15 protein-coding genes, 1 tRNA gene and 1 pseudogene are annotated in these 18,046 nt (G+C 41.4%); 5 read left to right on the top strand and 12 right to left on the bottom strand.

The features are described from left to right. Positions 1 to 216: pseudogene (locus IEX80_RS19070) on the top strand (hypothetical protein); the annotation flags it as partial. 398 nt (positions 217 to 614) lie between these two features. Here IEX80_RS19070 and IEX80_RS19065 read toward each other — a convergent pair. From IEX80_RS19065 to IEX80_RS19045, 5 genes are all read right to left on the bottom strand, one after another. Then, a complete protein-coding gene (locus IEX80_RS19065; RefSeq protein WP_091174940.1) occupies positions 615 to 1,130 on the bottom strand; it encodes a glutathione peroxidase in 516 nt (171 codons plus the stop codon). 42 nt (positions 1,131 to 1,172) lie between these two features. Further along, the gene (gene ybeY, locus IEX80_RS19060; RefSeq protein ID WP_176626352.1) at positions 1,173 to 1,598 is read right to left on the bottom strand and encodes an rRNA maturation RNase YbeY; all 426 of its coding nucleotides are present in this window, start codon (positions 1,596 to 1,598) and stop codon (positions 1,173 to 1,175) included. Beyond that, a complete protein-coding gene (locus IEX80_RS19055) occupies positions 1,598 to 2,020 on the bottom strand; it encodes an ATP-binding protein (RefSeq protein ID WP_090532819.1) in 423 nt (140 codons plus the stop codon). The genes ybeY and IEX80_RS19055 overlap by 1 nt, the downstream gene beginning before the upstream one ends. 1 nt (position 2,021) lies before the next feature. Further along, positions 2,022 to 5,351 (bottom strand): DUF4175 family protein, encoded by a 3,330-nt coding sequence (locus IEX80_RS19050; protein ID WP_188833780.1) that lies wholly within the window; start codon positions 5,349 to 5,351, stop codon positions 2,022 to 2,024. Positions 5,352 to 5,552: 201 nt separating this feature from the next. Then, the gene (locus IEX80_RS19045; RefSeq protein WP_090532817.1) at positions 5,553 to 5,990 is read right to left on the bottom strand and encodes a hypothetical protein; all 438 of its coding nucleotides are present in this window, start codon (positions 5,988 to 5,990) and stop codon (positions 5,553 to 5,555) included. Positions 5,991 to 6,478: 488 nt separating this feature from the next. Between IEX80_RS19045 and IEX80_RS19040 the strand changes: the two genes are divergently transcribed. Next, positions 6,479 to 7,192: a hypothetical protein gene (locus tag IEX80_RS19040; RefSeq protein ID WP_188833779.1), complete on the top strand. Its 714-nt coding sequence runs from the start codon at positions 6,479 to 6,481 to the stop codon at positions 7,190 to 7,192. Between the two features lie 688 nt (positions 7,193 to 7,880). Beyond that, positions 7,881 to 7,954, top strand: a tRNA-Pro gene (locus IEX80_RS19035). A gap of 254 nt (positions 7,955 to 8,208) precedes the next feature. On the opposite strand, the gene IEX80_RS19030 is transcribed toward IEX80_RS19035, so the two are convergent. Continuing rightward, positions 8,209 to 8,901, bottom strand: a complete 693-nt coding sequence (locus tag IEX80_RS19030) for an FISUMP domain-containing protein (protein ID WP_175490075.1) — start codon at positions 8,899 to 8,901, stop codon at positions 8,209 to 8,211. A 429-nt stretch (positions 8,902 to 9,330) separates the two neighbouring features. Between IEX80_RS19030 and IEX80_RS19025 the strand changes: the two genes are divergently transcribed. Then, positions 9,331 to 11,754 carry a TonB-dependent receptor gene (locus tag IEX80_RS19025; RefSeq protein WP_188833778.1) on the top strand — a complete coding sequence of 808 codons (2,424 nt, stop codon included), beginning with the start codon at positions 9,331 to 9,333 and terminating at the stop codon, positions 11,752 to 11,754. A gap of 574 nt (positions 11,755 to 12,328) precedes the next feature. Here IEX80_RS19025 and IEX80_RS19020 read toward each other — a convergent pair. From IEX80_RS19020 to IEX80_RS18995, 6 genes are all read right to left on the bottom strand, one after another. Further along, positions 12,329 to 13,417, bottom strand: coding sequence for an acyltransferase family protein (locus IEX80_RS19020; protein ID WP_188833777.1), 1,089 nt, complete (start codon positions 13,415 to 13,417; stop codon positions 12,329 to 12,331). Between the two features lie 249 nt (positions 13,418 to 13,666). After that, positions 13,667 to 14,218, bottom strand: coding sequence for a DUF4256 domain-containing protein (locus tag IEX80_RS19015; RefSeq protein ID WP_188833776.1), 552 nt, complete (start codon positions 14,216 to 14,218; stop codon positions 13,667 to 13,669). A gap of 198 nt (positions 14,219 to 14,416) precedes the next feature. Continuing rightward, positions 14,417 to 15,007: a YdeI/OmpD-associated family protein gene (locus IEX80_RS19010; protein ID WP_229701678.1), complete on the bottom strand. Its 591-nt coding sequence runs from the start codon at positions 15,005 to 15,007 to the stop codon at positions 14,417 to 14,419. Beyond that, entirely contained in the window at positions 15,008 to 15,397 is a 390-nt protein-coding gene (locus IEX80_RS19005; RefSeq protein ID WP_218117198.1) for a DoxX family protein, read from the bottom strand. A gap of 8 nt (positions 15,398 to 15,405) precedes the next feature. Next, positions 15,406 to 15,873, bottom strand: a complete 468-nt coding sequence (locus IEX80_RS19000; RefSeq protein ID WP_188833775.1) for an SRPBCC family protein — start codon at positions 15,871 to 15,873, stop codon at positions 15,406 to 15,408. 1 nt (position 15,874) lies between these two features. Further along, positions 15,875 to 16,195 (bottom strand): ArsR/SmtB family transcription factor, encoded by a 321-nt coding sequence (locus IEX80_RS18995; RefSeq protein WP_090532792.1) that lies wholly within the window; start codon positions 16,193 to 16,195, stop codon positions 15,875 to 15,877. A gap of 275 nt (positions 16,196 to 16,470) precedes the next feature. Between IEX80_RS18995 and IEX80_RS18990 the strand changes: the two genes are divergently transcribed. Then, positions 16,471 to 17,964, top strand: coding sequence for a TonB-dependent receptor (locus tag IEX80_RS18990; RefSeq protein ID WP_176626330.1), 1,494 nt, complete (start codon positions 16,471 to 16,473; stop codon positions 17,962 to 17,964). Positions 17,965 to 18,046: the final 82 nt, after the last annotated feature.

Genomic DNA, 18,046 nt, shown 5'->3' with positions numbered 1-18,046 from the left:
GAGGCACAAAACGCGTTTCTGGAAATCAATCTTTACAAAAACCGACTGCAGATCAGCATCCGTGATGACGGGCGCGGATTTGACCCTGATGTGCGCAAGCACGAAACCATGGGCATCCGGAATATTTACGCCCGGGCAAAAAGATTGAACGCCGAACTGAAAATTGATACCGCCCACGGTAAAGGCACATCCATCGGCCTTAAACTGAACCTTTAGCGTATACCCCATAATAGGTATAAAGAAAGCCGGGATAATTTAGGAAATTAGCATTTTATATTTACCGAAAAGCATGCTCCAGATAGTTTTGTTAGAAGATAATTTACATTACCGGCGCGGGCTGGAACAGAAGAAACTAAAAGGCCTTGTTAAAATTAACTTCCCTGTTAGTGATCTTTAAAGCCTAAACCTTATCATTACCATAATTCATTGCCGCCCGGCTTCGCGAGTACTTGTCATTCACCTTTGCACAATTATAATCACCAGCCTAAAGGATCAATCCCGCTTTAACAGTAAAGGGACAAACAACCAATTGGTCAATTGCCCCTTTATTTTGTTCAAACCTATCCTGCGCAACCGGAACTATCGCCGGCAGCCTGTGCCTTAAAGGCAAAGTCTTAGTTCAGATATTTGGTGATATCTTCAGATAGTGGAGTGGTTTGCGACCTGAAACGGTGGATCAGTTTGCCGTTTTCGTCTATCAGAAATTTTTCGAAATTCCATTTGATGTCGCCGGTAAAATCAGGGTTTGGAGCAGTTGTTAAGTATTGGAACAACGGATCGATATCTAGGCCCAAAACGCTAACCTTACCGCTCATAGGGAATTTTACGTTAAAGTTTTCTTTGCAAAAGGTTTTGATATCCTGGTTGGTACCCGGCTCCTGGCCGCCAAAGTTATTGGCCGGAAAACCTACTACAACCAGCTTGCCTTTGTATTGCTCAGATAATTTTTCCAGGTCGGCGTATTGCTTGGTGAAGCCGCATTTTGAAGCCGTATTTACGATCAATACTTTTTTGCCTTTGTATTTAGCCAGGCTAAAATCTTTGCCATCAATAGTTTTCAGTTTAAAATCATATACCGAAGAAGGCGCGGTGGCAAATAATAAGGCGATGATGAGTGCCAGTGTTTTCATGGTTTTTACAATTGATTTTTATAATCCACTATAAAAGTAAGGCTAAAAATTTCTTTTAGCTAAGTACTCATCTTCTTTTTGTGTCATTTTTTGTTTTGTAACAACACTTTTATCCGTATAGCCCAACAAGTGCAACGCGCCGTGAATAATAACACGGTGCAACTCATTGGTTTCGCCTGTTTTAAATTTGGCGCCATTTTCACGGATGCGGTCTATCGAAATAAAGATATCGCCAACTATCTCCCCCTCCACTTCCGAATTATCAAAAGTAACGATATCGGTATAGGTATCATGATCAAGGTATTGCTGGTTTATTTGCAGCAGGTAGGCGTCTGAGCAAAAAATGTAATTAAGCTCCCTCAGCTTAAAGCCCTCGGCAATTACCGTCTCTTTTATCCACTGCCTTAATTGTGCTTTTTGTTTCGGTTTAAAAGTAGTGTCTTCTTCAAAAAAATTAATCGCGGGCATCAGATCTTAAAGTGAAGTTCAATTTCATTCCCCGAGGCGTTAAAGATACATTGATCGGCGAGGTGCTTAATGATAAACACACCGCGGCCCGTCAGGTTCTCGAGATTTTCGGGAGCTGTAGGATCGGCAAGGTTATTATAATCAAAGCCAGGGCCTTCATCGGTAACAGTCCAGATAATACGCTTGGATTCAACCTCGGCATTAACAATCACCTTTTTAGTCTCGTCCTGCTTGTTCCCATGCATAATGGCGTTAATAACCGCTTCGTTAAGACAAGTCATCATGTTGGCAAAAGTATCTTCCTCAACATGATATTTATCAGCAATTTCTTCTATCAGCTGCTCAAGCAACGTTATGCTCTCCGGTTTTGACGGCAGCTGCAACGTATATAGCTCGCTGGTTTGAACATTTGCCTCTTCCATATTATTTGGCATTAAGTTGATCAAAGTAAGATTTTATTTTTTGTTTATAATACAAATTAAGTGCCGGAGATACCGTTCTGATCTGCTCCGTCTGCTTTGCTTTTTGTTGCTGGTACCCCTGCAGTGCCTTTATATATCCCGGTGGCAAATCCTTCCCCGCATTACTCTCTCTTTGCTGATCCTGTTCACGTTGCTGCTCGGCCTTTTCGGCCTCCAATAACCGGGTTTGTATTTGCTGCTGCCTTTTTAGCGCGTCATCTGTAATCTTCCTGTTTACGAGATCACGTTCGGTTTGTTCCATTTCTTTCGAAATTTTATCCAAATTGCCCAATCCCCCTGTCCCGTCTTTATTTTCATCCTTGTCAATTTGTTGCAAAGCCTGCCGTATCATCTGCTGTTGACGTGCCATTTTAGCAAACTGCTCGCTCATATTACCGCTATTGCCCCGTTGCCCTTTACCCTGATTGCCTTGTTGCTGCATCTGTTCGCGGGCCTTTTGCATATTTTGATTAAGCTGCTGCTGCATTTTTGCCAGTTGCGATATGGACTGCTGTTTGCCCTTGCCTCCTTTACCACCCTTGTTCATCATTTTCTGCATTTGCTCAAGCGCTTCACTTAGCATCAGGGCAAGGTTGTTCATGGATGTCATGGCGTATTGCTGATTACGATTGGCTTCAAGTGTACGCCTGTCGCCCAAAAATTCGAGCGCTTGATCAATATGATCGTTAATACTGGTAATCTCCTTATTAACTGTCGACTGGATCTGCGGCACCCTCCTGCTGATAGCATATAGGCTGTCTTCGGCCGTTTTCAAGTTGTCTTTTATATCCTTTTGATTTTGCGATAGCGTAACATATGACGGATCTGTAGGATTGGTGTTTTTAAGCGTTTGCATCAGCTTTTCCTGGTTAAACGAGCTGTTAACTAAGCTCTTTAACAACTCTCTCAGTTGCTGTGCGTCAACGGCATTCTCTTTTGATTCGCCTTCGTCGCTATCCTTTTGCATTTTGGCAGCGAGATCTTTCATCTGCTTTGCTGCCTGCTGCTGCGATTTTGAAGCCTTTGCATTATCTTTTTTTTGCAGATCGCCGGCGCTTTGATCCATCTGCTGTTCAATATCTTTGGTTTCCTTCTCTGGATTTTGATAATCTGATTTACGTTCGGACTGCTCATTGACCTTCTGCAACTCATCGAAGCCTTTCTTCACATCCTGAAAATCCTGCTTCAGTTTATCCTGTTGCTGTTGCAGGTTCTTCTGGTCGGCACCGGGCTGTTTGGTTTGATCAGATAGTTTTTGCTGCTCGTCGGCCAGCTTATTCAACTGATCGAGGTTTTGGTTAAGCTTTTGTTCAAATTCCAGCTTTTTATAAAGTTCCAGCACCCGGTCAAGTTCTTTTTTCAATGATTTATTATCCATCTGCATTTTGGATAGTTCATCGCGGGTAGCATCTTTTTGCTGCTCATTTAGCATTTGCTGCAGGTTTTGAAGGAGCTCCTTTGTTTTTTGATCAAGTACATTGTTAAACAAATCTTCAATTTGCTTTTGCTTAGCCCGTATCTCTTCGGTTTGCTGCTGGTTTTCCTGCCGGTTGTATAAATTCTTTTTATTGTCGGCCTGGATATCTTTCACCATGTCTTCCAGGTCTTTCCTTTTTTGCATCAGGTCTTCCACCTGCTTTTTCTCATCGAAAGAGAGCGTGTTTTTGTTCAGCAGGTTTTGATTTAGCTTTTGCGCGTCGCGCTCAACCTGCCCGGCCAGTTTAATAGCCGATTGCATTTTTTCTTTTATGGCCTTTGATCCGGCATTTAACTGCTGGTTAATCTCCTTGCTGTCAGGGACATTTAGTGTATGTTTTGCTGTACGGGCTGTTTTATGCCCGGCGACGCCATCGTTATCGGCAACCTCAAAAAAGTAACTTACATGATCGCCGGGAGTAATGCCCATGTCCTTGAGGTTCCAGTAGTAAAAAAAGTCGGCCTGTGTTTGAGACAAATCTGCATTAACTTTTTTGGTAAATTCCCTTTCCTTGCTGTTGCCTGTAGCCTCGATGGTATAATGAAACGTGAGCGATGAAAAACCGTGATCGTCCTGGATTTTACCGTTAAAGTAAAATGCTTTCATACTTACCGAATCCGGCTTTTCATCAATAGTAATGGATGGCGCTTCATCAGTAACAACGTTGATACGATATGTAGCCGAATCACTTTGGTTCACCTGGGCATTAACCGGTAAAAGCTTATAGACCGAATTTTTCAATACCCGTTCACGATGTTCAAACAAATCGGCGCTGCTTTGCACAGCCGGATGGCTTTGTCCGTTCATATCAAACATGAGCGCACTGGCATATTGGGTATGCAATTGCCAATTCACAGTTGTACCGGCAGGAATAATCAAATCGCCGGCATTGAGCAGCCTTTCATTTTTTTTATGGAGGTAGGCCGGATAATTTAGGTCAACGTCAAAGTGTAACAGTGCCGGCTTTTGATTTACCTTGATTTCGTAAACAGCCGAACTAAAGCCATTACCCGAAAACTTAAAGCGGGCATTTTGCTGCAGGTTGCTAAACTGGTAATGAAAACGGCTGATGTTATCTTTATCCAATTTAAACGTATTCTCCCCTGTTTCAACATAAACATCCGCGGGCAGCTTATCGCCTTCCAGTTTAAGGTCGAGCTTTAAATCACTCCCCTGCACAACTGAAAGTGTTTTGTTCAATACAATAAACCTGAACGGAGCAGCAGGAACAAAATATTCGTTATGCCTGATCAATCTTTTAGTACTTTCGGTTAATACAGAGGGCGCAGTTAAAGCAATAATGATAATTACGCCCAGCGGACCAAGCGCCCATTTTAAATATTTAGTGTTTTCTTTCAGATTGATAGCCGATGGAAAGCTTACCGGTTTAAGCGCCTCTATCTTTTGGTCGATACTGGCTTCAATCAACGCACGGTGGCTTTCATCTTCGGCAGCAAGTTTTTTTAGCTGCAGAGTATTGAGGAGTTTATCATGCACATCGTTAAAATGCCTGCCAATAATTTCGGCAGCTTCATCATGCGTTAAAGTTTTACCCAGCTTAAGCCAGGCCAGCAATGATGGCAAAACCAGCCAACAAACAAGCACTGTATTAAGCAGGATAAAAAAGTAAAAAAGAATGGTACGCAGCAGGATACTGAAATTGCCGAAATATTCGCTTAAGGTAATTACTACGTAAGCTGAGAAAAGGCCGGCACCTAAAAATATTAATCCGCGCAAAAAATTATTGAAATAATACTTCCGGGTAAAAGTATTGATTTTGCCAAGCAAAAGTTCATAATTTTCTGTCGAGGCCATACTACATGTGGAAAACGTTAAATAAACACGCCTTATTAAACGCAAAAGCCATGTATTATATATAACACGTGTTGGTTTAAGTTAAAAATTAAAGCAATAATAATAAAATGTTAATTGTTTATGACAATTAAAATTGAATCCCCCTCTTTATTGGGAAATACATGGTTTTAAACAATGATAATAGGCAAAATTGGGAAAATCTTATTCCTGCTCCTCAACTGTTTCTTCCTCAAAATCTGGAGATTCCAGCTTATGCAGCCAAATACCGGCTATCCCCGTAATTGAATATGGAAATATAATTACAGCTATGGAAGATACAGCCGAAACCTTTTTCTCAAAAAGTAATTCAAAAAACGGGAGCATAGTAATTATCAATATAGCTATGGTTAAAACCTGTTTTACATAAAACGGCTCTCTCTTTTTTGATAAAGAGTATACTGCCACCCAAAATACAAAGGCGAAAGGAATAGTAAGCAGCAGAACCATATCTGCAAAAATGATATAGTCTTTTTGGATCTCTGCAATAAGGCTTATTTCAGGGTTCTCGATAATAAACCATGACAGCACAAGGTGGAGCAATGGCGCTATGATCACCATCAGCAACCAAACTTTTAAACTATATATAAATGACCTGTTCATAATTTATTAAGCGCGCAAACAAGATACATAGCAGTCAATAAAATAACAAGGCTACCCGGGTTAGTAAACGGTATACGATTATTATTTAACACAGCAATTATAATCGTGATAACCCGGAAAATGCTTTTTTACATACGGCCGTTGCGCTGCCATAATTGCAGATTTAAAAACAACGCTGATTTAAGGGCCACGCCATTTAATTTAAAAGGTTTACATTAAAATATAGAACTGTTTTTTTATCCAAAAATTATATCTGCAACAGCAGAAAACCCTCTCCTAAAATAGTGGAGCAAAAATTTCGGCTTTCGGGGAGAAAACGTAGGATTTGGACCACAAATAACAAGTACGATTATTTATTTTAAATTTCTACATTAAATTAACCCCGGGTTAATTGCCGCAATATAAATTACCATAAAAAAGGGTGTTTTCACGGATTGTTAAGCGTATAGTTAATTATTACCTTGCACTAATTTAGCCACAGCCCTATCATGACCATTCCTATCCAACTCGATAAATCCATATTGGACTACTTTAGTGTAGGTGGCGTTTGGCAAAATATTTTATTTTACGCCACTATACTTTGCCTTTTTTATATTAACATTTTGTTAACCCGTCGAAAGAAAAATTATAAGCTGCAGCCCGTTGGGGACTTACCTGACGAAAAAGACGAGTCTGCGCTGACGACGGCAGATAGCGCCGGGCTCAAAACAAACGTCGCTTTAAATAAAGAAATAGCTACACTAAGAAACGAGCTTTTGGCTCTGGGCGAGAAATTGGAGCTTTCGTACATGAAATCGGAAAGACTTAATGGCCAGTTATCAGAAATATTGGATAGTGTTGAATTAACAATGGTCTACGATCATACCCTTTGGGATTGGTCGCTGGATTTTAGCAGCAAAGAGATTACGCTTTCCGAATATGGCTTAAAGCTCTTCGGCTTTCCGGAAAATACAAAGCCCATTTTAAATGAGGCCATCCATATTGTTGATCCCCGGCACCAGGCCGCACTTATGGATGCTGTTGAAAAATCATTTAACACCGGTGCCGACTTTTCAATAACCTGTCTTGTTCATCCATTAAACGGCAGCCAGTCGAAAGAAATAAAGGCAGCAGGCAGGGTTTATTATAACGAGTACGGAACACCCCTAAAACTATCCGGGAAATTTTCAATTATGCATACCGAGCCAGTGGCGAAGAGGTGATTGTGCTTCACAGCTTCCGTTCCCTGCCAAATTTACAAGTGTTCAATTTTTAAAAGTGTGAACACTTGCTTTTCTTTTGCAAAAGAACCTCATTGGCTATCAGCCACTTATATTTTGTCTAAAATACATTAAAAGGAGATTTGAACAAACAAGCGCTGGAAATCAACGGGTTACAAATTTTCATTTTCAAACATTGAACACCCGGTTTTTAAAAATTGAACACTGACAAGATCCTGTCAGTTTATTGGGAGGGATTAGCCCGTTAAGTAATCGCCCGGGCAGGGGTTTAAAGTTCATTTTATAACGATATAGCTGTTTTGGAAACAACAGCTCTGGTTAAGGCATACGTTGGGGAGTTGCAATGTTTGTATCGTTAAATAGCAAACTAACTTATTACATTTGAGAATCAATTATAAACCAATATGTCACGTACTCGAATGGCAGGGCTACTTATCTTTCTTTTAGGGATAGGGATGTTAATCTGTGGCGCTGGCATGTTCACCTATCAGGGAGAGGCCTTGACCCCACTCGTTTCTAAACTTGGAGAGTTTTCATTTATATATTGGGTTCCGACTGTAATCATAGGTATCGCTCTGTTCATTGCAGGCAGAAAGAGCAAATAGGCTTCATTTACATTTTGAAATATCCCTGCAACAATTATATTTGCAGCCCGGCCATACATTTATTTCGGGATGTAGCGTAGCCCGGTATCGCGCCAGCATGGGGTGCTGGAGGTCGTGGGTTCGAATCCCGCCATCCCGACTTGAACACAAGCATTAAAGAGCATGTCTCAAAGGTAGTTTTACTGATGAGGTATGCTCTTTTGATTTCTTATTGCCCTGAAGCTTCGTCCTTACCGCTGTCCTCAAGGTTAGCTTTACGGGTTATAAAAACTCCTGATAATGATTTCATTCACAATTTCCAATATTCAATACTTTGCATGCTGGCCACAAGGCACAGCCTTGCGGCAGCGGGGGGCACTTTGATTATGCATTTAGCTAAAAACATAGAGGCAATTATTTAGCCTGATTATCTCTTACAAACCTCACCGATTTGGGAGAGTCGATGTTATGTCCGCCGTCCACAAAGCAACCAAAACATTGCGTATAATCATCACTGGAAGTGGTTCCATACAGCCTGCTTAAAATAAACGAATAATAAGTGGCATGAAAATTAACTTTTGCAGCCGGCAATGGAGTGGAGGTTAAAAACAACGCAAGGTTTCCTGGGGTTTCGTTATATGGGCTGGCATAATATCCCGCCGGATAAGCATTAAACCCAGAAGTATTAGTTCCCTGTTTATCAGATGCCCCACGCACCTCCCATCCCGACGTAGATTTAAGCACGAGGGCCTCATTGTAATCCATTACAAAATTGCCCTCAGTATCTTTCTTGCTGGTAAAATTGCTCATTAGTTTATTAAAATCGGCAACAGTCGGTATACGCCAGCCAGAAGGCAGTTTTAAGTTCGCTAAATCGGCTTGAGTATAAAATTTCTTATAATTGATATTGGGCACATAAAAAGTACCCTCTATACCTCCCTGTCCGTCATAGTTGACGGCCGTCCATTCTTGTTGCCCAATTTTAACAGTTGGATACACAGTGCCTGATATGATCACTCCTGAAGCTTCCTCTTTTGTTGTGCTATCTTTTTTACAGGCGGCAAATAGCAGTAAAAAAGATAAAAACAAAAGCAGAAGGAGTTTCATTGGTAAGGTTTTATCCAAAATTAAACAAAAACTTAGATATTCAAAACGACACATTTTTGGGTTCGAATCCCGCCATCCCGACTTAACCACAACGTTAAAGAGCATATTTGAGCAGTTTTTTACTGATTGAATATACTTTTTGATTTTGTTTACGATCGTGTTTACAGGGGCGTTTACGGTTTACCTCTCAACAGTAAATATCAACAATTGGTGATCTCTTACCCCGGAGGTAATTGAATACGAACTTATATTCTTCCATTTTTTTAACCCCGAATTAATTTTAATAATCTGCAACCCCCATAGAAAACATTTCAATCAGGCATATATTATTAAATAAAAAAAAGATCTTTTTTATAGCTTAGCATTATATTTTTAAAAACACAACGATGGTCGAAAACAAACCGACATGTCAAAAAACACGATCATTCTATGAAAAAAGCTTTCCTTACCTTTCTCCTTTTCTCGTTACTTACCCATGCTTTTTCCCAATCAACCGGCAATATTAAAGGTAGCATCACCGACAATTCAAAAGCCCCGTTGGAGCTGGTGAATATTATTCTTTACAAAACAAATTTCAGCGCCACCACAAATAATAAAGGCCAATACAGCATCAATAATATTCCTGCCGGAAATTACCTGGTCATTATTTCGCACATCGGCTATAAATCTGTTAAACAGCATATACTCGTAAAAAACAATGACACTACTGAATTTTCCTATACGCTTCAGGCCGGCGTTATTAAGATATCTGCTGTTGAAGTACAAGGCGAAAGAGGCGTAGGAAGCATCAAAGCGTTACCCGAGATCGGCGGAACAAATATTTATTCGGGCAAAAAAAATGAAGTTGTTTTGGTTGACAGCGTCAATGCAGATATCGCACAAAATAAAGCCCGCGATGTGTTTGCAAAAGTACCGGGTATCACGTCGTGGGAGTTGGATGGTTCGGGCACTCAAACCAGTGTAGCGGCAAGAGGATTAAGTCCGCACAGATCATGGGAGTTCAATGTGAACCAGAATGGCTACAATGTTAATAACGATCTGTATGGTTATCCCGAGGCCATGTATAACCCGCCATTGGAAGCCGTACAGCAAATTGAGCTCATCAGGGGATCAGCCGCTCTTCAATATGGCCCTCAGTTTGGAGGAATGCTCAATTATGTAATTAAACAACCTGATACCACGAAGTCGTTAAGCATTGAAACCGAACAAACGTATGGCTCGTTCAATACCTCAAATTCCTTTGTTTCGGTAGGTGGAAAAAAAGGCAAGTTCACTTATTATGCTTTCTTTAATTACCGTAGCAGCGATGGATGGCGTCCTAACTCCGACTATAATTTCCTGAATGCTTACGCAAGTTTGCACTATAAGCCAACAGATAAAATGGATATTGGTCTCGAATATTCAAGAGAAAACTATGTGCAGAAATTTGCTGGCGGGCTTACCGACGCGATGTTTGCTGCCAATCCGCGCCAGTCAACCAGGAGCAGAAATTATTTTAACCCGATACTTAACCTCCCCGCTTTGCTTTTTAATTACGCCATCAATAGTAAAACATTATTGAATATAAAAGCCTATACCTTGTTCGGGCAAAGAAACATGGTTATTGCCAGCCCGAGTTTAGCCACCAATGCAGATACCATCAGCCAAACTACAGGCTCCTACGCGCCAAGAGAGATAAACAGGGACTTTTACAACAGCTATACTGTTGATGCACGAATGATAAAAAAATACGATCTGTTCGGCCATGAGAGTGCCCTATCGGGCGGCTTAAAATATTCCAACGCTGCTACCAACAGAAAACAAAACGGGGAGGGAACTACAGGAACTAATTTTGACCTTACTCAAACCGGCAATTACGGTATCGTCCTGCTCTTTAAAACAATAAACTACGGGGCGTTTCTTGAAAACCTTTTCCGCATCACCGATAGGCTATCCGTTACCCCCGGCATCAGGTATGATAACCTCAAATCAACTTTAAACGGAACGGAATATAAAGTATATAAAAATTTTAACCCCGTATCGCTTTCAACCTCCAGGAACATCGTGCTGGGTGGAATCGGTGCGCAGTATAAGATCACTGAAAGCATTAATATTTATGGCAATTACTCGCAGGCATACAGACCTATTCTTTATGCAAATCTTATCATCGGATCGAGCACAGCGGTGATCGACCCGAATTTGAAAGACGCGAGCGGCCATAATGCAGATATTGGCATTAAGGGAAAGATTAAAAAGATATTGACCTTTGATCTAAGCGCATTTGAACTGAAGTATAACAACAGGATAGGAAATATAACGCTGACTGATGGCAACGGAAAACCCTACACCTACACTACCAATGCAGGCAATGCGCTCACCAGGGGAGTGGAAGCTTTTGTTGAGGTTCACCTGCTTAATTTTAATACCGAGGACACTAACAATGATCTTTCCATATTTTCTTCTTACGCTTATAATCACGCCAGGTATTTAAATGGCAAAACAGGCGTGGTTGATCTGACTGGAAAAACGTTGGAAGACGTTCCTCAATTTGTTAGCCGCTCGGGCATAAATGGCTCTGTACATAACCTCTCCGCTACCTTGTACTATTCATATGTTGGCGGATCATGGTCGGATGCGAATAATACAGCTGCTACCAAAACAAGTCCCAATATAGGTTATGTCCCACGATATCACGTGGCCGATTTTGCCCTGGGCTATAAGTTTTCCGACAAGTACAACATCAGGATCGGTATCAATAACCTGACAGATAATAAATACTTTACCCGCCGAACAGAAACGCTCGTTTACCTTGGTAATGGTATATTACCCGGCGACGGAAGATCATGTTATGTTACATTAGGTGCTAAATTCTGACAGCAGGATATCAATCCTGTTTTTGCACAATGGCTGTTCAACCTATTTCCGCCGACTAATAGTTTGTCTGCCTGCTTGCAAGATTGCCAAAATGCGAACCGCATAGTTTACGCCATTGTTCTTTCCCTATTCACCAATTTAGCGAGTTTAGCCCACCGCCGGGATAAAAAGTAAAGGCTATACAAGCGGGCGGATTTGTTCGTCTTCAGCGGCCCGGCCTTGGCTTTTCCCGGGTCGCGCTTTAGGTTGCTTACATGGGTGATTAAAGCGCTATCGTTCAATTGCATCGCCGGGGGAGCCATAACTACGAGATCTTTTATTTGTAACAGACATTCATCATGTTTTATAACAAGTTCATTGATTATCAACTATAGCATAAATAAGTATCAAAGGCCATCAAACCGAAGCACAATATATGTGCCCCATACGGCGCCCGTCCTGAATATCATAGATATAAATGCCGGGGTAATCGTCTCCTCATCCCGACTTGAAAACAACAAAAAAAGCATACCTGCACAGTAGTCTTACTGATTGGATATGCTTTTTTTTATTTAACAAATGCCGTAATTGATAATTAGAAATTTACAGAATCATCTACTGCTTGTAATTTTAAACGCTTCCGGTCTTTCCAGCCTTTTATCCAGTCTTTTGCTGGAATTTCAATGAAAAAATAACAGGCAATTGAAATACAAATAAGCGCAACCAAAAAGGTATAAAATTGCAGTTCGGGATTTACAACCCGTATTTTTTTGAAGAAAAAGCTAAGGAAAGATTTTATTGGATGTTGAAGGATGTACATACTATAGCTTGCTTCGCCCAACAGTATCAAGTATTTGTTTGAGAAAACCTTTGTGATTTTTCCGTTATTTAAGGCCAATAATAAAATGAGGGGAGCAAACAATACGGCCATTAACCCATCATGAAAGCTTAAGTAATTATTAACGGATAACACGACTAATAAAGCAATAACAATAAATGTAATGTGCAAGTCATAGTTTGCCTGCCTTTTTGCCGACTTTAAATAAACAAAGCCGAGAATATTGCCAATCATAAATTCATTAATATGCATTAATGGAAAATAGAATAACAGGTCATGAATGGTAGATGGCGGAGCTGCGTAATATGGCGACCGGTAAAGAAAGTTTAGTAGCACCTGGGTTGTAAGCCATAAACACGAAACCAATATGGCGACAGACTTAAACGAGAATTTACTATAGTAATAATTGAAAAGCAATGGAAACGCTACATAAAACAAAGCCTCAACGGATAATGACCAGCCCGGGGCGTTAACCTTGCTGATATAACCAGGGAACCATGATTGAATAGCAAACAGCTGTAATATAAATTCCTTAACAGGTAGCGTATCAATTATCAATAATCTGACAGCTGCCAATATAAGCGCAAAAAGATATACCGGATAGATCCTGGCTATTCTGTTCAAATAATAATTCCCCGGCTTAACTTTAACGGCTTTTTGCTGGCCATAGGCAATGATCATTACAAATCCGGATAATATAAAAAAGTAACTCACACCAACATTTGCCTTACTGAAAACATTATGTAAAACCGGCAAATTAAATGGCCAAATATCACTCTTGGCGTGGTATATAACAATAGCAACCGCTGCAAGAAACCTGGTAAAAGTAAGTTGGTTTAATTTCATATTGGGCAGAATATATCAATTAAATTTTTACACAAAGGTAGCTTTTTAACCCTTTCTTTCACTGACGGAAGTTTTATTTCTAAACAAGCTTTCTTTACACAACATTTCAGGTCAATTTGCGCTATGCATAGCCGCCAACATCACACATTCATCGACACATTTGCTCTTTAACCTTAATACTAAATTGCGCCTATTTACTTTAGTCACCCCTACCCCGCCATTTGATTTTAATTTCGGGCCAGGTCGGCTTTAAACCCTCAACGCCCCTCTAAACCCCCTGGCAGCATAATATGACTCCGCCCCATTGTGGTAAATAAATATGGTACCATAACGGTAATCGGCGAAGATGGCCCCGCCGAGCTTCCTGATATCGGCCGGTGTTTTGATCCAGCTTGAGGTTTTGGTATCAAACTTCCCAAGCTTTTGCAATTCGCGGTATTGTTCTTCATCTAAAAGTTCAATGCCCATATCCTTCGCCATTTCAACAGCGCTGTTTCCGGGCTTGTGTTCTTTTCTGGCTTCCAGCGCTTCATGATCGTAGCAAACACTCCTGCGGCCTTTGGGGCTTTCTGCAGCACAGTCGAAAAAAATATATTCGTTCGTGTTTTTATCGTAAGCAACAACATCGGGTTCTCCGCCGGTTATTTCCATTTCATTAAGTGACGATAGTTTTTCGGTATCGGCTTCCAGATTGGCCTGTACCCCGGCCCATTCTATGCCGGTGTGACGGTTCATGTTTTTCTCAAAACGGGTTTTTAGTATGCCGATAAGTTCTTCCTGTTGTTCTGGTGATAGCTTCATATTTATTGCAGGTTATGGTTTATTGGTTTTTAGGTAATTTTTCAATTCCCCTCTTGAGAGAGGGGGCGCGTAGGACAGCGCGGTGGCAGGGCTGTGTTTATGCGATTTCCTTTTCAAAGCAGAAACACACCCCTACACCCCTCTTGAGAGAGGGGAATCGCACAGGCTTCCGCTTTTTATTCTTCAAAACGGGCTGCATTACAAATCATTCAATCCTTTACCGTTAAGGATTTGCGGCATCCATTTTTCAACTCGTGCCTCGCGGGTTGAGGTTTGTTTGGGTTGGGAAAAATGAAGGAGATATGCTTTTTGCCGTCCGGGTGTTAATGCTTCAAATGCGGTTTTAAGGGCGGGTATGGTATTTAATTTTTGTTGAAACTCCTGAGCGACGGCAAAATCTTCCGTCTGCTTTAAATTTACTTTTAGTCCTGCCTTTTCCACCTCAATGGCTTCATAAATATAAGCTTTCAGGATACTCCTTTGCCCGGCTATTTCCCCGGCATTGGTAAACCTGATTTGCCGCGCAGCTTGTACGTTTTCGGTTTGCTGAATAAGGATGTTATGGGTATCACTTAATAAAGCTCCCTTGAAAAATAAAAGCGCGCAATATTCTTTAAATACATGGATCAAAACAATGTTGCTTTCCCGAAAGGTGTAACAGGGACAGCCCCATTTTAATTCTTCGGTCAATCCGCAATCAAGAACAATCGATCTCAATTGCTCTACTTCTTCCTGCCACTTCCCGGCTTTATTAAAATAAAAATCAACTTTGGGGTTCATGTCGTTCATTTATTGGTTTCCCGAAATTACTTTTCTTTCGGCGGGTCTGAAATACCATGATATTACAGTAAGTACCAGTAATAACAGCGCGGGAAATATCTCAGCTATAGCATTCCCCGCTGCAATATGCGAAAAAATCGCGCCCGACATAGCAAAGAAAAAACCCGCGTACGCCCATTCCTTTACCACCGGAAATTTAGGAATCAATACTGCTATAACGCCCAAAACTTTCCAGATGCCCAATATAGTCAAAACATAACCCGGATAGCCTAAATGCGTCAAACTGTCGGCTCCTCCTGCCCCGGCCTTCGCTTTTAATAACTGTACCATTCCTGTTGATATCATCCCTAAAGCAAGCCAGATGGTAGCTATCCAATAGATAATTTTATTCCGTTTCATGATATGTGTTATTTCAATTTGTTTACTACTTCCTGCAGGCGGTTATGGGCCATATTTATACCATAGGCAAAAGGCAGCTTAAGCATCTGGTCTCTCAGTTCGGGCGTTCGGTAAACCACATGCATATTGAGCTTGCTGGTATCGTCGGTAAGCTTTTCAAACTCCAGGAACTCGAGTTGCACATCAAAGGGCGCGTTATCCATTTCAAACGTACGGGTGATCTTTTGCCCGGGGATAAACTCATGAATTGTTCCGTTGGCTTTAAAAACAATGTTTCCATGCGGGTCTTTTGTTTCAAATTGCCAGCTGCCGTGCTTTTTATTTTCAAGCTTCAGCACTTTTGTTCCCATCCATTGCTCAACAATTTCGGGCTCCATGTAGGCTTTAAAAAGCAGTTCCACCGGTAAGTCAAACACTCTTGTAATGGTTAAATCCTGTTTGCCGTTTTCAGCGTCTATTTTTGTTTTTTGTTCCATGTTATTTGCCTTTATAATTTTTCATAATAGTTTCTAATTTGTTGAACCTGTCTTCCCACATTGCGCGGAACGGTTCAATGAAGTCGGCCACATCTTTCATTTTTTCTGCATTGATATGATAATAAATCTCCCTGCCGTTTTGCTCCTGTTTAAGCAGCTCACACTCAGTAAGTATTTGCAGGTGTTTGGAAACTGTAGGCCGGGCGGTGTCAAAGTTTGACGCAATTACACCAGCGGTCATTGCTTGTGTGGCAACCAGTAAAAGGATGGCCCTTCTGGTTGGGTCGGCTATGGCTTGAAATACATCTCGTCTTAAATTCATCGTGTAGCTATTTGACTACAAATATAAATGTAGCCATTTAACTACGCAAGTTTTTTGTTTGTTTTTTTTACTGGAACCTTTACCTGATGACCCTCAGTATCAAGCCGGAATATCTGTCAAAAACACATTAATTTATTTTCTGAACGTAATAAAACGAGCCGATTGCTTATTTTGTAATACATTCTTAACACGCCTTCGCTTAAAAAAGTGTAATTTTAGACCTTCTTAGCAAGGTTATACTACTGGTAACAGTAAACTATAATAATTTAATGGGTATGAATGCCATTCACAATAAAGATATTGGGACCAAACAAAAAGCGCTGGCCATTAATCTTAACCCCGAAATTTATGGCTCATTTGCCGAAATAGGTGCCGGACAGGACGTAGCAGCAAACTTTTTTAAAGCCGGGGCATCATCCGGTACCATAGCCAAAACCATGTCGGCCTATGACATGCTTTTTTCAGATGCCATTTATGGGGTACAACAAACCCGCCGTTATGTAAGCGAACCGCGCCTGATGGCCATGCTTGGTCATGAATATGGCCTGATCATTGAGCGCCTTGGTACGCAGCGTGGTGACACTTCAACTTTTTTTGCTTTCGCGGATACCATATCGGCCCTCAATTACAATAAAACAAATGAAGGCCACGGTTGGATGGGCGTACGCTTTCAGCTGGAGCCGAACGGGCAGTACAATGACGTGGTGATCCACGTTAAGCTGCTGGATAATGATAATAACCTGCAGCAGCAGGCTGTAGGGATATTGGGTGTAAACCTGATGTATGCCTGCTTTTATTATAATGAGATTCCACCGGTATTCCTGCTTTCGCTGATGGATAATCTCTCGCGCGACAGGATCCAGATAGACATGATCCGCTTTGAAGGACCAAACTTTACCAAAGTTGATAACCGGCTCATGAGCCTTCACCTGGTAAAATACGGCTTTTCGGATGCGGCACTGTTTGGGCCCGACGGTAAAAACCTGCAACCATCCGAAGTTTTATACAAAAAGCATATCGTAATGGTGCGTGGCCGTTTCCGCCCGGTTATCAACGTGCATATGGATATGTTAAACACCGGTGTTAAACAGTTTTTACAGGAATCGGATGTTGATAAGGACAACGTTGTTGTTGTTACCGAGCTTACCCTCCAGGCCCTGAAAGAACGTAACGCAGATATCAACGCAGATATAGACGAGAAGGACTTTCTCGACCGTGTAGACATCCTCGGTTCGTTAGGGCAAACGGTGATGATCTCTAATTTTCACGAGTATTATAAACTGGTGGCCTATCTTTCAAAGATCACCAAACTTAAAATGGGCGTGGTACTTGGTTTCCCTAACCTGGAGTACATTTTCTCGGAAGAACATTATAAAGATTTGCCGGGCGGCATTTTAGAGTCGTTCGCTACGTTGTTTAGCCGTAAGGTGAAACTGTTTATATACCCTACCCTGCGCGATGGCGTGATCTGGAATTGCCTGCGTTTTTACCTTCCCCCTCACCTGATTGATCTGTACCGTTACCTGATAGCCAACAATAAGATAGAAGACATCAGGCATTATAACGAAAATAACCTCAACGTTGAAACCGACAATGTGCTTGAGCTGATAAAACTGGGCGCCGATGGCTGGGAAGAGTTTGTGCCGTCCGAGGTGGCTACGATAATCAAAGAGCGTCGCCTGTTTGGATATGCCTCCGGTTTGGAACCGGTAAAAACACTTGAGGCCCCTCCACAAGATGGTGATCGGACTGAAATTGATATAGCGTAAGGCTTTTTAAATCCCCTCTTGAGAGGGCGCGCGGAGGGGATGAGCGGTAGCAGGGGTGTGTCTTTGCGATAGACTTATCAAA

The sequence above is a fragment of the Mucilaginibacter rubeus genome (assembly GCF_014643835.1).
Taxonomy (GTDB): domain Bacteria; phylum Bacteroidota; class Bacteroidia; order Sphingobacteriales; family Sphingobacteriaceae; genus Mucilaginibacter; species Mucilaginibacter rubeus.
Note: the sequence above shows the minus strand (reverse complement) of the source record. Positions and strands in the feature narration are given on the sequence as shown.

Bases quoted from the DNA above. Each gene is read 5' to 3' on its own strand.
- IEX80_RS19065 (WP_091174940.1), bottom strand. From the start codon at position 1,130: ATGAAAACACTGGCACTCATCATCGCCTTATTATTTGCCACCGCGCCT.
- ybeY (WP_176626352.1), bottom strand. From the start codon at position 1,598: ATGCCCGCGATTAATTTTTTTGAAGAAGACACTACTTTTAAACCGAAA.
- IEX80_RS19055 (WP_090532819.1), bottom strand. From the start codon at position 2,020: ATGGAAGAGGCAAATGTTCAAACCAGCGAGCTATATACGTTGCAGCTG.
- IEX80_RS19050 (WP_188833780.1), bottom strand. From the start codon at position 5,351: ATGGCCTCGACAGAAAATTATGAACTTTTGCTTGGCAAAATCAATACT.
- IEX80_RS19045 (WP_090532817.1), bottom strand. From the start codon at position 5,990: ATGAACAGGTCATTTATATATAGTTTAAAAGTTTGGTTGCTGATGGTG.
- IEX80_RS19040 (WP_188833779.1), top strand. From the start codon at position 6,479: ATGACCATTCCTATCCAACTCGATAAATCCATATTGGACTACTTTAGT.
- IEX80_RS19030 (WP_175490075.1), bottom strand. From the start codon at position 8,901: ATGAAACTCCTTCTGCTTTTGTTTTTATCTTTTTTACTGCTATTTGCC.
- IEX80_RS19025 (WP_188833778.1), top strand. From the start codon at position 9,331: ATGAAAAAAGCTTTCCTTACCTTTCTCCTTTTCTCGTTACTTACCCAT.
- IEX80_RS19020 (WP_188833777.1), bottom strand. From the start codon at position 13,417: ATGAAATTAAACCAACTTACTTTTACCAGGTTTCTTGCAGCGGTTGCT.
- IEX80_RS19015 (WP_188833776.1), bottom strand. From the start codon at position 14,218: ATGAAGCTATCACCAGAACAACAGGAAGAACTTATCGGCATACTAAAA.
- IEX80_RS19010 (WP_229701678.1), bottom strand. From the start codon at position 15,007: ATGAACGACATGAACCCCAAAGTTGATTTTTATTTTAATAAAGCCGGG.
- IEX80_RS19005 (WP_218117198.1), bottom strand. From the start codon at position 15,397: ATGAAACGGAATAAAATTATCTATTGGATAGCTACCATCTGGCTTGCT.
- IEX80_RS19000 (WP_188833775.1), bottom strand. From the start codon at position 15,873: ATGGAACAAAAAACAAAAATAGACGCTGAAAACGGCAAACAGGATTTA.
- IEX80_RS18995 (WP_090532792.1), bottom strand. From the start codon at position 16,195: ATGAATTTAAGACGAGATGTATTTCAAGCCATAGCCGACCCAACCAGA.
- IEX80_RS18990 (WP_176626330.1), top strand. From the start codon at position 16,471: ATGAATGCCATTCACAATAAAGATATTGGGACCAAACAAAAAGCGCTG.